16 protein-coding genes and 3 tRNA genes are annotated in these 12137 nt (G+C 57.6%); 4 read left to right on the plus strand and 15 right to left on the minus strand.

Going from position 1 to position 12137, the window contains the following annotated elements:
• Positions 1-98: 98 nt before the first annotated feature.
• The 5 genes from AC1D2N_RS21080 to gloA form a co-directional block, all read right to left on the minus strand.
• Positions 99-173, minus strand: a tRNA-Glu gene (locus AC1D2N_RS21080).
• 176 nt (positions 174-349) lie between these two features.
• Positions 350-424, minus strand: a tRNA-Glu gene (locus AC1D2N_RS21085).
• A gap of 76 nt (positions 425-500) precedes the next feature.
• Positions 501-575 (minus strand) — tRNA-Glu (locus tag AC1D2N_RS21090).
• Positions 576-773: 198 nt separating this feature from the next.
• A complete protein-coding gene (locus AC1D2N_RS21095) occupies positions 774-1841 on the minus strand; it encodes a YcbK family protein (RefSeq protein ID WP_130652303.1) in 1068 nt (355 codons plus the stop codon).
• A gap of 166 nt (positions 1842-2007) precedes the next feature.
• A complete protein-coding gene (gene gloA / locus AC1D2N_RS21100) occupies positions 2008-2448 on the minus strand; it encodes a lactoylglutathione lyase (RefSeq protein WP_018073425.1) in 441 nt (146 codons plus the stop codon).
• 195 nt (positions 2449-2643) lie between these two features.
• Here gloA and AC1D2N_RS21105 point away from each other — a divergent pair, with 195 nt between their 5' ends.
• Positions 2644-3222: a cold-shock protein gene (locus tag AC1D2N_RS21105; protein ID WP_018241851.1), complete on the plus strand. Its 579-nt coding sequence runs from the start codon at positions 2644-2646 to the stop codon at positions 3220-3222.
• Between the two features lies 1 nt (position 3223).
• A complete protein-coding gene (locus AC1D2N_RS21110) occupies positions 3224-3712 on the plus strand; it encodes a DUF192 domain-containing protein (RefSeq protein ID WP_130652304.1) in 489 nt (162 codons plus the stop codon).
• Between the two features lie 221 nt (positions 3713-3933).
• Here AC1D2N_RS21110 and AC1D2N_RS21115 read toward each other — a convergent pair whose 3' ends face one another.
• Positions 3934-4650, minus strand: coding sequence for an AbiU2 domain-containing protein (locus AC1D2N_RS21115; RefSeq protein ID WP_477981904.1), 717 nt, complete (start codon positions 4648-4650; stop codon positions 3934-3936).
• Positions 4651-4680: 30 nt separating this feature from the next.
• Between AC1D2N_RS21115 and AC1D2N_RS21120 the strand changes: the two genes are divergently transcribed.
• The gene (locus AC1D2N_RS21120; protein WP_477981906.1) at positions 4681-4932 is read left to right on the plus strand and encodes a hypothetical protein; all 252 of its coding nucleotides are present in this window, start codon (positions 4681-4683) and stop codon (positions 4930-4932) included.
• A 174-nt stretch (positions 4933-5106) separates the two neighbouring features.
• Complete coding sequence (locus AC1D2N_RS21125; RefSeq protein WP_477981908.1) at positions 5107-5832, plus strand: hypothetical protein; 726 nt, start codon at positions 5107-5109, stop codon at positions 5830-5832.
• A 30-nt stretch (positions 5833-5862) separates the two neighbouring features.
• On the opposite strand, the gene AC1D2N_RS21130 is transcribed toward AC1D2N_RS21125, so the two are convergent.
• The 9 genes from AC1D2N_RS21130 to AC1D2N_RS21170 form a co-directional block, all read right to left on the minus strand.
• A complete protein-coding gene (locus AC1D2N_RS21130) occupies positions 5863-6147 on the minus strand; it encodes a DUF2293 domain-containing protein (protein WP_477981910.1) in 285 nt (94 codons plus the stop codon).
• Positions 6144-6350, minus strand: a complete 207-nt coding sequence (locus AC1D2N_RS21135; RefSeq protein ID WP_477981912.1) for a hypothetical protein — start codon at positions 6348-6350, stop codon at positions 6144-6146. The genes AC1D2N_RS21130 and AC1D2N_RS21135 overlap by 4 nt, the downstream gene beginning before the upstream one ends.
• A 51-nt stretch (positions 6351-6401) precedes the next feature.
• Positions 6402-6650: a hypothetical protein gene (locus tag AC1D2N_RS21140; RefSeq protein WP_477981914.1), complete on the minus strand. Its 249-nt coding sequence runs from the start codon at positions 6648-6650 to the stop codon at positions 6402-6404.
• The gene (locus AC1D2N_RS21145; protein ID WP_477981916.1) at positions 6650-7036 is read right to left on the minus strand and encodes a hypothetical protein; all 387 of its coding nucleotides are present in this window, start codon (positions 7034-7036) and stop codon (positions 6650-6652) included. Before AC1D2N_RS21145 ends, AC1D2N_RS21140 begins: the two co-directional genes overlap by 1 nt.
• A 92-nt stretch (positions 7037-7128) precedes the next feature.
• On the minus strand, positions 7129-7671 hold the full coding sequence (locus AC1D2N_RS21150; protein ID WP_477981917.1) for a hypothetical protein: 543 nt from the start codon (positions 7669-7671) through the stop codon (positions 7129-7131).
• A gap of 22 nt (positions 7672-7693) precedes the next feature.
• Positions 7694-7891, minus strand: a complete 198-nt coding sequence (locus tag AC1D2N_RS21155; RefSeq protein WP_370090691.1) for a hypothetical protein — start codon at positions 7889-7891, stop codon at positions 7694-7696.
• 303 nt (positions 7892-8194) lie between these two features.
• Entirely contained in the window at positions 8195-8602 is a 408-nt protein-coding gene (locus tag AC1D2N_RS21160; RefSeq protein ID WP_370090690.1) for a hypothetical protein, read from the minus strand.
• 927 nt (positions 8603-9529) lie between these two features.
• Positions 9530-9883, minus strand: a complete 354-nt coding sequence (locus AC1D2N_RS21165) for a phage tail protein (protein ID WP_477981918.1) — start codon at positions 9881-9883, stop codon at positions 9530-9532.
• A 1-nt stretch (position 9884) separates the two neighbouring features.
• On the minus strand, positions 9885-12131 hold the full coding sequence (locus AC1D2N_RS21170; RefSeq protein ID WP_477981920.1) for a tape measure protein: 2247 nt from the start codon (positions 12129-12131) through the stop codon (positions 9885-9887).
• Between the last annotated feature and the right edge of the window lie 6 nt (positions 12132-12137).

Below are 12137 nucleotides of genomic sequence, written 5' to 3' on the forward strand. Positions count from 1 at the left end.
GAGCGCGGACGTTAGGCGAGGCTTGCGCAGGAGGGCACAAGCGGCAAATAAGGCCGCTGATCTGGCCCGAACAGATGGATGAATTTCTGGAAGAAAAATGGCACGCCCTAGGGGAGTCGAACCCCTCTTCCCAGAATGAAAATCTGGTGTCCTAACCGATAGACGAAGGGCGCTTCCTTCGTGGTGGCGCCCTTATAGTCACCACCTTCGAAGGCCGCAAGCGCCAAGGCGCGAAAAAATCATCGTTTTCGCCGATTTATTTCGGCTGTGGAAAACCTGGTATCGTGAGGCGACGGAGTCGGGAAAAATAAGCCAGCGGGCTGGTTTAGGCGCCATTACGCAGGTCCGATGGTACGCCCTAGGGGAGTCGAACCCCTCTTTACAGAATGAGAATCTGTCGTCCTAACCGATAGACGAAGGGCGCGCAGCCAGCCTCGTTAAAATAGGAGCGCGCGCCGGCTTCTGCAAGCGAATGTGATGGCTTCTATGTGGAGAGAAAGTGGCACGCCCTAGGGGAGTCGAACCCCTCTTCCCAGAATGAAAATCTGGTGTCCTAACCGATAGACGAAGGGCGCTTCCTTCGTGGTGGCGCCCTTATAGTCAGGCGTTTTGAATCCCGCAAGCGGCAATTGCGGTTTCTTTCAAAAAAAATGACAGGAAATCCGAGTGCGTTTGAGAAGCCGATTATTGAAGCTGAATCAATAGGCTGTCGGTTGTTTCTTTATCGAGACGAGGCGGCGCTGCCGTAACGTAATGCGAAAATCGCGCGGTGGTCAGATCGCTCTTGCGGTCGTTATGGGTGCTCGCTTGCCGCCGCAGCCCCAGTTCCAGTCACGGGTTTTGCCGGTATCGAGGTGGACCGAATCCGTATGGCAATAGGTGCCGACGCCGCCGCGGTCCGGCAACGAGCGGATATAGGCGGCGATATCCCATTTCGTCACACCGTCGATCTGGATGTCGGCGGCCTCGCAGCTCTTGTGCATCGATTCGTCGGCACCGCCGACGAGGCGGTTATGCTCCTCGTCGCGATAGCCGGAGGTGACGATAACCGGTCGGCCGAAATGGCTTTCGACCGTCTTGATGACTTTCAAGAGGTCGGGCTTGAAGCAGCCGACCTCGACCTTGTCGTTTTGCAGATGCAGCCCATTCGGCGCGATACGCGTCATGCCGGGCAGGGCGGCCTTGTGCAGCAGGCCGGAGAGACTGCCGAGCAGGTTCTGCTTCGGCGCGCTGTAGAGGGCATTCATTGTCGAGGCCGGAATGCTGCCAGTCGTCAGTGACGCCGTTTGCACGGGCGCAAGCTGCGTGCCGCTATTCTGCGAGGATTGCTGCGGCAGCACCGGTTCTGCCGGCTGTGTGGGCGCGGGCGGCTGGCTGTAGACGCTGCTTCGCGCCGGCGCTGCACCTTCCACCGGCGCATAGGCCTGCGGGTGAATGACGGTGGACGTGCTGTTGTTCTGCGGCGCCGGCTGGTGATCGGAAAAGATGCTCATCGCCTGCGCGTTGATCCGGGTCGACTGCAGGACCAGCCCGCCAATATTGGCGGGCGCTGCCGTTGCCGAACCGGCGGGCGGGACGGCGGCATTAGGATCTTGTGCCACGACCTGAGGCGCGCCCTGGGCGCCGGAGACGTTGACGAGCCGGGGATCTGTATAGACCGAACGTGGGGCAGGGCTTGCAGCCGTTGCCGTGGCAAGCTGTGGTGCTGCGGTCGGCGCTACCGGAGCCGCTGCGGCGGATTCGAGCGCCTTCTTGTCCGACGCGCAGCCGGACAGCGCCAGCACCGAGGTGGCGATCAGCAAAGCGCCCGTTACGGGCATCCGCATCTGCATGTTAGGCAAGCGACAGTCTCCAGTTGATGCGGAAAATCGGCGAAAAACGCTTCTCTTCTGCTTCGAGTCGCCAGGAGATTGCCTGCGGGGCTGGATCGCGGCAAGCGCCAAGGCGCCGGCCGGACCCGAAATCGAAAAAGCCGCAAGCCTCGCAAAAGCCTTGCGGCGAAAACCCTTACCAGGCGCCGGTATTGCCCATCGAGGCCCAGGGTTCGGCGGCCGGAAGCGGGCTGCCCTTTTGCAGGATTTCGATCGAGATGCCGTCGGGTGAGCGCACAAAGGCCATATTGCCGTCGCGCGGCGGCCGGTTGATAGTGACGCCGTTGTCCATCAGATTCTGGCAGGTCGCGTAAATATCGTCGACCTCATAAGCGAGGTGGCCGAAATTGCGTCCTCCGCTATAATCTTCCGTGTCCCAGTTGTAGGTTAGTTCGAGGCAGGGAGCTTTTTCGCTGCGCGCACGGTCGAGATCGTCGCGAGCGGCCAGAAAAACCAGGGTAAAGCGGCCTTTCTCGTTTTCGTGGCGGCGAATCTCCTCCAGCCCGAACAGCGTGGTGTAAAAAGCAAGCGAGGCGTCTAGGTCTTTGACGCGTACCATTGTGTGGAGATAACGCATTCTATCTACTCCTTTATTGGGGCTGGCTTTTTTCAGCAAGCCGAGGTCAGCTTCGGGCAAGTCATCTTTATAAAATGTGCAGCTGGGAATAACCGAAAACTAGGACTTGCGCTTATCCGTTACCAAGATGTTAATCTTGATTTGAAGAATCAGTTAACCGTAACAGTGTGACGCGTATTCGAGGGGCTGGCGACAATGGCTGATAGGATTTCATCGAACGAATACTCCGACCTCGACGAGCTATCGGGAGAGCCAGTCGATCTTGTTGAAATCACCGGCGTCGTCAAGTGGTTCGACGTCGCCAAGGGTTTCGGCTTCATCGTGCCCGACAACGGCTTGCAGGATGTTCTCCTGCACGTCACCTGCCTGCGTCGCGACGGTTACCAGACGATCCTCGAGGGAACGCGCATCGTCGCACTCATCCAGCGCCGCGAGCGCGGCTACCAGGCTTTCAAGATCCTCTCGATGGACCAGTCGACCGCGATTCATCCCTCGCAGCTGCCGCCGGTGCGCACCCATGTGCAGGTCACCGCGACGAGCGGACTCGAGCGTGCGCTGGTCAAGTGGTTCAACCGCACCAAGGGCTTCGGCTTCCTGACGCGCGGCGAGGGCACAGAAGATATCTTCGTGCACATGGAAACGCTCCGCCGCTTCGGCCTGACGGAACTGCGCCCAGGCCAGGTGGTTCTTGTCCGCTTCGGCGACGGCGAAAAGGGCCTGATGGCCGCAGAGATCCATCCCGACGTTCCGAGCCCGGCCAGCCGGTCTCACTAATATGAGCAGCCTTACCCTGTTTCATGCCATCAGAAGCGCCATATTGGCGCTTTTTTTCATGGTCGCGCTGCCGGCTTTGGCCGAGGAGCAAATGCGGTTCGACAAGGAGCCGCTGCTCATCCAGACCGCTGCGGGCAAGGTGCTGCATTTCACCGTCGAGATTGCCTCGACCCCTGATCAGCGCGCCCGCGGACTGATGTTTCGCAAGGTCATGGCCGACGATGCCGGCATGATCTTCGATTTCGATGAGCCGCGGCGCGTCACCATGTGGATGGAAAACACCATCCTGCCGCTCGATATGCTCTTTGCCGATGACACCGGCACGATCCGCCACATCAAGGAAAAGGCAGTGCCCTATTCGCGCGACATCATCGATTCGATGATCGCGGTGAAATACGTCGTCGAACTCAATGCCGGCATCGTCGCCAAACTGGGTATCAAGCCGGGCGACAGGATCGTCAGCGCCACGACGACGAAGAAGGCCAAGTAACGGCGCGTACAACCGCGAGCACGCAAGCTGCGCTGCGCCTGTCCAGGAATTCAACAATATCGGGATATTGAATGGTCGGAGTGGAGAGATTCGAAATCAAATAGACCATTGATTTTCAATGGCTATTTCCACTCTTTGTAACGCTGTTACGGCCGCTCGTCTGTTACCGTCATAACGGTTATATCAGGCAATCGGCAAGCGCAAGCGGTCAATCTCTCACCTCAATCATCTTGACGTTCGCCGAGCAGCGCCATGCGCCAAAAGTCGTTCGCATGTTCTAAGAATATGCGTTCCTGTTCGTCCAGGCTGGAATTGTCGCCACCCACGGCAATGCGTGCATCTTCAACAAATGCCTTTGCACAATCGACCAGCCGGAAAAGCTGGTTATAGATCGGCTTGACGTCTACGTCGGTCATGAGCGAGTGAGCCATAAAGGTATCCCGGAAAGCCTTCAGGGTCTTCAAGCCGCCGCGTCCAAACTTCCCCTTGAACGTTTCGGAGTAGTTCGCCGACACGCGCTCAAGCGCCTTCGCGCAATCCTGCTCGAACATGTCGGCATAGCCTCGCGAACCGGGCAGCCAATTTCGTGCCCGGATTTTGAGCTCGTTCTGGCATCGCTTTTGTCGAAGAAGCCGAATCGCTAAAGGGATCGAAGCAACGTCGCGACTGTTTACATGCCTGCTCCTGTTTCCCACGTCGTAAAGTCGCGCAAGGTGCATGGCGAGATCGAAGGCCAAGCTTTGCATAATGGCATTGAAGGCATCCGCGCCGGGAAGCGCCTTATCGGGCATAGCCGGAATGATGTTGTTTCCCGCTTCCATCGTGGCCTCGATGCGGATCGCGTTGACGATGTTGCGATAAAGGATCGGCATCATCCTATCCAATCGGGCCATCGCATCACTCTTGGACAGTAGAACGGGTTTCTTCTTCTTTGCCATGATATACCGTGATTCAGGCGTGGGGGAACGATGGCGACTTTAACCGGCACTTCGAAAGAAATGGAAGAACAAGCTCGCAATCTATCGGATGGCGAACTTACTGAACTGGCTTTCATGAACGATAGCCCGCAGGCACTGAAAGCCCGTGGCGAGCTTGCGCGCCGTTCTGCGGAGTCGGGAAAGGCGATGCTCTGCTGGGCAAAGGTCGCGGCCTGGGCCGGTATAGCGGCCGCTGTCCTTGCCGTGGTTGCCATCATCGTCACAATCGTGACAGCAACATAAAAGGCCGCCGCGAGGTTCGATGGGCATGGTCGGCGCTCCTGAGAATGTGGGATTTTGGGAACGCGGGAGCACATTCTTAATTTGTTCTCACGGGCGTGAGTCAATATGGGTCTGTCATTTACAACCTAGGGCGACTAAGCTCACAGCGATTCCCGCTTACGAGAGGCTATATCGTTGTCGTTCTTTAACGAGGTAAAGCTTGATCCGAAGGATATTATCGCTGAAGTCGAAGACCTAATTCGAACAATGCCGGATCTAGCTAATGGCTGGGACGACGCAGAAGCTGTCGACTGGCTGGGGCGAGCTCGGGCAATTTTAACTATCAGCCAACTCGGGGTTACGGCGGAGGCGATGATCGCAATCAACCAAGCTTCTTCCGTGGATATGAGGAGTTCATGGACTGGTAAAACCACCATTCGAGTCCTTTTAAACCAAGTGCGCCATAGCCTTCGCATGCAAACGGTCGGGCCGCTTGCCGTAGCAATAACAAAGGGCATGGTGTTCGATTACTTCGACGGCCTGAAGAAGATCATTGAGGAAGCTCGATCAGACATTCTTGTCGTTGATCCATACATGGATGCCGAGTTTGTTTCCCGCTATCTTCCATTCGTATCAAAGTCTACCGCGATCCGGCTTCTAGCAAGCAAGCACGTCGCAACCCTTGGCCCTGCCGCTGCTCTCTATGGCCAGCAAAGCCAGCTAAATGTTGAGGTTAGAAAGGCTTCATCCTTGCATGACAGGTTCATCTTCATTGATGGCAAGCGCGGATTCCAATCTGGTGCGTCGTTCCATCAAGGCGGCGTGAATGCGCCCACGACCCTCACCGAAGTTACCGACACGTTCGCTGCTGTCCGCGCGATATACGAAGATTTTTGGAGCAATAGCCAGCCCATAAAATAGCCCGCCGACGAAGATCGGCGAGCGTCGCGTTTAGATGAGGCGCCTCTTCCAGCTATCAATCATGGCGTTGACCTTCGGCTGCACCCGTCGCCGAGCGTCCGCGCGATCCACGCCTTCTAACAGTAACTGATCATATTCGGTCATCGTATGCCGAAGCACGTTCTGCATAATGATGCCTACAGCCATGCCAAGGGATGCACTTCTCCAATCCTTCTTTGCGATCTCGGCGACAAAGAAGGCGACGGCGAAATCGGGGCAGCCGGGATGCTTCTTCCGAATGTGCTTCTCGATCGTCGCAGGAGGGAAGCGCGTCACAGTGCATCTCGAAGTCGGTTCTGGACGGTGTAAAAGATCGCGCTGGCGAAGTAGTGCGATAGGTGGGACTCGTCACGCCCGTCCCATTCTTTCTGCGTCATCGCCCTGGCTTCGTCCATCGCTTCGGCAACCAATAGGCCGATGATGCCAACCATGAGGTCGTCGGCGTCTTTAGCGGACATTCCTTCGTATCTACTGGACATGATAGCTCCAAAAAGAAAAGGCCCGCCGTGATTGGCGGGCCTTATGGGTGCTCAGGCGTCCGGGTCGCGTTCCATAGCACTCACGATAATTTCGCGAAGCTCGCTCTTGGTTGCCTTCTGCAATCCAAGCCATGCCAATTGCGCGCGAAGGGACGGCTCGTAATCGCCCGTGTCATCGGTCAACGAAGCGAGTTCACGCCTCGCATCGGCCTGCCGGGCGAGGATTTCAGCCCTCTTAGCATCCAGCGGATCGAGGGTCACGCCTGATACCAAAAGCTTCAGTTCCGGGGAGAGCGGCATTATACGGCCTCCGAGTCCGGCGAGGGCGGCATGCTGTAAAGATATTCCTCGCTGTCGTCAGGGATCAAGCAAGCCCGCTTCACGCTTCCAAAGTCCTCCAGAACGGACTTAAGGCCAGCAATGTAAGCTTCCGCCTCCTCAACGCGCTGGCGAAGCTCATCTTCCGGCTCATCAACCTCAAGAAGGCCGTCTCCGAGGTCACGGGAGAATTCTGACATGCACCCATAGCATCCGGGATCACGAATTACGTCGTCGGGCCTATAGCGGTCGATCACCACTCCTGCACCGAGAGAGACATGAAGGGGCTTCGTGACGAAGAGCGCCCAAAGCTCCTTTTCCGTGAGCGTTGCGGCGGGAGCCGGGGTCGTGCTATTTTCAAGAGACATTGCGATTTCCTTCAGTGTTATCGCTGTGTGAGATTGAGGGGCGGCAAAGTTCGGCGACCAAACTTCGCTTTGCCGTTCCCATTCTTGAGGGGCTATTCGCCCTTCGCATCGACGCTAAGCAGGGTGTGCCGCGTCGGCTTCCGAAGCTCTGATCGAATGGCCTTTAGGCGTTCGATCTCGGCAAAGGATTTCTTCAAAGCTTCAACGTCGCCACGCGGCAAGTCGGCACTGACTTCGTGTGCGGCGTCGATGGCAGCTTCAATTTCCTGAAGCTTGTATTCGTTGATGAGGGCCGCGAGTTCCTTCGCGGCGTCGAGGAAGACGCCCATCATGCCCCTTGCTCTTTCGAGCGAGGTGAATGACCTTTCCCACGGCGCTTCCGTTTCGAACTTCTGCATTTCCTCGCCGAGATCGGTGCCGCTGACCTGGACGCCGTAAGCATCAAGGTTTTCCTCGAAGTCTAGATGGCGGCCTTCCATGAATGCATGGAACGGGGTCTGGACGTAGGCGGGCGGCGCGGCAGGCTGAAGCAGCTTTTCGCGCTCTTTCGCCTTAAGGCGTTCACGATGCTCACGGGTGCGTTCTGCTGGCGTCTTAACCATTTGAGCCTCATGTCGTTTCGTTACAATCTGCATGTAACGAAACGAAAGTAGGAAGTCAAGCGACTAGGCGCGGCGTCGTGACGTGCTGCTGCTCCAAGCAATCAATCGGCCAGATGCCGAGATCGCCGAGCACTTCGATAATCCGCGTGCGGAGATCGTCGGGCGCTGCCGGTTCGAACGTCCGGACGATGGCTTCGAGGCTGTCGAGAGCTGCATGGTAACTGTCGCTTCGGAAGTATGCAGGTGCTTGCATTTCGGTAGTGGTCCCCTGCTCGTGATTGAGCGGACTCTTTCTGATTCATGGCGTGGGATTTGGCAAGAAGAAATGCATGATAACATATTGATTAGATTGATCTAATCTTAAGTAAGCACTTACTTAAATGAAAATAAAAGCCCCTCACGCCGACGAAACGTGAGGGGCTTTCCGTGCCAGACGCAAAAGATTGGAAGCCGCTGCGTCCAGCGTTCTCGGTTTTTCCTCAACAAGCGGGAGAGAGGCCCGCCTGTTGTTCGATTTATAGCGAGATGGCCGAGCGAGCGCATACGATCGTGAGTGTCAGCAAGGAAAGGTGTGCACCAATGCCTTCAGGATTACATTTCCGAGCACAACGCGCTGCCCTTTTCCCTCATCCGGAGCGTCCACTAGATATCGTTCCAGTATGTCTCGCATCATCGTATCGGTGAAAGCTAGATTTTGAGGTGGGCAAACAAGGTTTACGCCTTTGGCTCCTGCGTATGTATTCGCCCAAAGAATGCCATCGCCGGTAGCCGCGATCACTGCGAGGATGACCTTGTCATCGTGAGACGCACGGACCAGTTGCGCTATCGTGAAGCCTCCTTCAGCCGAGCTCGCCGGCTCATCTTTGGCAAGGTCGTCAAGGGTGAGTTTCTTTTGGTCGGCTGCTGCGACCGGGCCGGACGAAATCAATAAAAGCGCAACGAAGGCCGCGAGGTGTAAATGCATGGTAGTCCTGAGGTGCGAGTGTATCGCTTGGTATGTTAGCAACCAAAGGCCTTGGCGACTACTCGAACCTTCGGTTCTCGCCTGCGCGCTTCGCTTGCCCGCTCACTACGTTCGCGAACCTATTTCAAACCATGTCACACATCATCTGGACCTGCGGGAATAGGACTTATTCCCCCTCGACCTGAACGACATATAAAAGCCGACACGAGGTCGGCGGTCGTTCAAGTCGAGGGGGATTTTCTGCGTCAAACAGGTGGTGAAGAGTTCTGGTCCGTTAGACCGGCTAGGCGGCTTCCATTTGCCTAGCAGCACTCCGATATCCTGCCCTTGCGGGCAAAGCGGTAAGCGCCACGCTCGACTTTCCTTCAATCGACACGTGACTGGACGTTGTGGTTGCTGATCCTGTCAGCGTTTCACATTGCGTCCATCTTTTATTGCATCCATTCCACGCGGTTTCCCGGTGCGGCGATAACCCGCTGAAGCGTCCGATGTTCTCCATCGGGGAGCCGGTCAGCATGATCTTCCGTTCGTCTCTGGCTGACTGATAGCGCCGGTCATGTTCCCGGCATCGCCCTCGCATCCAAGGCCAGTATGACCCTTGTGGAGCTAACGACACTCCGCAAGGGAGCCGCTTTCTGACTTGACGACATAGGATTTTTATCCTATAAACAATTCACTGTCTTGAAGCGGCAGTATCTCGTGGCCTCGGCAGAAAAGCACACTGTCGGGGCCATTATTATGTTATAGCGAAATTTCTGAGCAAGCGCTTCGATCCGCTACAAATCCAATGACCTCAACTTTACAGGAAATAATTCCTGAAGTGAATCCCTAAAATTCCGATATGGCGAGTCACTGAGAAGCGTTCCGGGTGCCGGACGAGGAAAGACGCGTCCGCGCGCACGAAACGCGCCGGAGACGCGCCATGAGTCAAGCAGCGGTGGTGAAGCTCTGCACAAGCCCTGCCGTTACGATCCAGATGCCGCCTTCGGTCGTGAACGTCCAATCCTTACAAGTCCACTTCCGGGCGTGCGTCTCGCCGAACGGCTGAAAATAGAACGGCTGATTTCCGCCCATGTTTTCGAAGAAGCCGGTGATTTCCTGCATCTGGTCGTAGGTCAGCGCGTTCCACGAGAGCGATACCGCCCGCTTGATATGATTGATGCCCTTCGGCGACGGCTGACTGTAACCGTCGCCGAAATCGGCTTCCCAAAGATTCACGGTCGGCTTGTGCGCCGTGCCGGGTGACGGTCCAACGGGCGGCTGAAAAGTAGGGATAGCCATCTCAGCGACTCCGGGTGTTGAGGAACGAGCCCGGACGTGCGGCAAGCCTCATCTGCTCTTGCACCATGCCCTTCAACTGCTGTTCCACCTGCTTGCCGACGCGGGCCGCAAGGTCGGCGTTCTGGTCCTGCGTTCCGCCGCTGGCATTCACGGTGACGTTCGTATTGATGTTCACGGGCGCGGCAGGCGCGGCGTTGCCGTTCGCGGCCACGAGGTCAGGCTTGCGGAGTGCCGGGGCGTTACCGACATAGCCGCCTTCGGCGTAGCCGGGCACCCGGCGATAGTTCATTGCATTGAGCGCCTGGACGCCGATGCGGCGGGTTGCCTCCTTCGTCATGACGTATTCGTCGCCGTGGACGATGCCCTTCGGCTCATACTTCCCGCCCGGTCCCGTCCACCCGCCACCGGAGAAGCCGAGCAGGGAACCGATGGCGCCGAAGAGACCGCCCCCGGCGCTACCCGTGCCGGTGAAGTTCTTCAGGTCAAACACCTTGTCGAGAAGGTTGTTCAAGATCGCATCGCCGATCTTGGCGAGAGCATTGGACAGGGCTTCTGCGCCGCTCCTACCGCTGGCGAGGTCGGTGATAAGCCCCCGCGTAACGTCGCGGGCGGTTCCAAGGGCCTCTTCTGCCGAGCGCCTTACGTTGTCCTGCTGCTCCTGAAGCTGCTCGGCTGCTGCGGTCGCGCGCCCATATGCCTGCGCCGCCGCATCGATCTGGGCGGCCATCTCCGGCGTTACAGTCTTATTCTGCTGCTGGGCAGCATTCATAAGCTGCTGCTTGGCTTGCGCTGTCGCCAGCGCTGCGCCGTAGTCGTCAATCAACGGGTTCAACCCGGCCTGCGCTGCCGTCACCGACTGAACGGCCTGGGTGCGAGACTGAAGCTCCTGAAGTTCGCGGGCGAAACTGTCGCTGCTACCCCCGCCACCGCCTGCGCGACGGTTCGGGCCGCTGGCACTGCCGGGTGCAGCGCTCGTGGGCGCAATGGGGTAATCGGCAAGCGACACGGGCTTGACCGCTTCCGCTGCCGGAAGCCGTGCGGTCCGCGGCGTGGCTGCGTTTGCCGTTGCGCCGGAACTATTAGCGAATGCCCGGATGCGGTCGGCGTTCAGCCCACCGTTATTGTTGGCAGGCAAACCGAAAGCTGCGTCAATGCGATCCTGCACCGCATCGGATTGCACGATTCGAAGCGAACCACCGAGATACGACTTCACCGTCGTATCGCCGGGAAGCGAGTTCACCAGCGCCTTGCCGACATTGCCAAGGCCGGTGATGTTGCCGAGCTCGTGAGCCCAATTGTTGAGGGTCGCAATACTATTCTGGACGGCAGTCGTTACCGCGTCGATCTGGGCAATCAGATTATCGACGTTGAATGTATTGATCGAAGCGGCAACGCCGTCAACTACAGCGCCGAACCGCTTCGAAGCCTCTGCGGAATGGTCGAAGCGCCCTGCCGCGTCGATAAGCACGTTCTGAAGGCGCACAAAGCTGCTCGAAATGGTCGTTTCCGAGCCGGCCACCTGCTGCTGAAGGGTCGGAAGACCGGCAAGGAATGCGCGGAAGAAGGCTTCGGACGAAACCTTGCCATCCTTCACAAGCCGGGTGAGGTTCGAAATCGAGCCGCCTGCTTCGGTCATGCCGGACGCGACTGCCTGAAGAATCGGGCGACCGGCATCAAGCAGGCTGTTGTATTCTTCAGCCTGAATCTTGCCGTTGCCGAGCGCCTGCGAAAGCTGAAGCAACGCGCCCGCGCTTTCGCCTGCCGACTGGCCGGAAACGCGCATTGCAAGCGACACGCCATCGGTGAACCTGAGCAAGTCCTTCTGATTTGCGCCCAAATCCTTCGCCGCGCCGGACGTGCGGCTATAGAGCGTGACAAGGGCTTCAAGGGGCGTGGCGTTCTTCTGAGCGGACGCGAAAAGCTGGTCGTAAACGCCCTTCAATTCCTTGCCAGCAAGGCCGGTCGTCTTGAGCTGATTCTGGATCTTGATCGAGCTGTCAATGAGATCCTTCGCGGCCTTCGCCGAGACGAGGCCGGCGAAGACGTTGCCAATGGAACTGAAGGTGCTGCGGATGCCGTTGCCAGCCTTCGCAAAGACGCTTTCCATGCGGTCGCTAGACTGCTTGGCGCGCTGCTCCATTGCCCGAAAGCGCCGGTCGGTCTGCTGCTGCGCCCGTTCGAAGTTGCGAAGATACCTTTCAAACTTGGCGTCGAAGGTAAGAAGAAGCTGCTGGCCATCATCTGCCATACGGGA

This window comes from Rhizobium sp. P1_B8 (assembly GCF_056406515.1).

Excerpts from the sequence above, each read along its gene's own strand:
- gloA (WP_018073425.1), bottom strand. The coding sequence starts at position 2,448 with ATGCGTTATCTCCACACAATGGTACGCGTCAAAGACCTAGACGCCTCG.
- AC1D2N_RS21105 (WP_018241851.1), top strand. The coding sequence starts at position 2,644 with ATGGCTGATAGGATTTCATCGAACGAATACTCCGACCTCGACGAGCTA.
- AC1D2N_RS21110 (WP_130652304.1), top strand. The coding sequence starts at position 3,224 with ATGAGCAGCCTTACCCTGTTTCATGCCATCAGAAGCGCCATATTGGCG.
- AC1D2N_RS21115 (WP_477981904.1), bottom strand. The coding sequence starts at position 4,650 with ATGGCAAAGAAGAAGAAACCCGTTCTACTGTCCAAGAGTGATGCGATG.
- AC1D2N_RS21120 (WP_477981906.1), top strand. The coding sequence starts at position 4,681 with ATGGCGACTTTAACCGGCACTTCGAAAGAAATGGAAGAACAAGCTCGC.
- AC1D2N_RS21135 (WP_477981912.1), bottom strand. The coding sequence starts at position 6,350 with ATGTCCAGTAGATACGAAGGAATGTCCGCTAAAGACGCCGACGACCTC.
- AC1D2N_RS21140 (WP_477981914.1), bottom strand. The coding sequence starts at position 6,650 with ATGCCGCTCTCCCCGGAACTGAAGCTTTTGGTATCAGGCGTGACCCTC.
- AC1D2N_RS21145 (WP_477981916.1), bottom strand. The coding sequence starts at position 7,036 with ATGTCTCTTGAAAATAGCACGACCCCGGCTCCCGCCGCAACGCTCACG.
- AC1D2N_RS21150 (WP_477981917.1), bottom strand. The coding sequence starts at position 7,671 with ATGCAGATTGTAACGAAACGACATGAGGCTCAAATGGTTAAGACGCCA.
- AC1D2N_RS21155 (WP_370090691.1), bottom strand. The coding sequence starts at position 7,891 with ATGCAAGCACCTGCATACTTCCGAAGCGACAGTTACCATGCAGCTCTC.
- AC1D2N_RS21160 (WP_370090690.1), bottom strand. The coding sequence starts at position 8,602 with ATGCATTTACACCTCGCGGCCTTCGTTGCGCTTTTATTGATTTCGTCC.
- AC1D2N_RS21165 (WP_477981918.1), bottom strand. The coding sequence starts at position 9,883 with ATGGCTATCCCTACTTTTCAGCCGCCCGTTGGACCGTCACCCGGCACG.
- AC1D2N_RS21170 (WP_477981920.1), bottom strand. The coding sequence starts at position 12,131 with ATGGCAGATGATGGCCAGCAGCTTCTTCTTACCTTCGACGCCAAGTTT.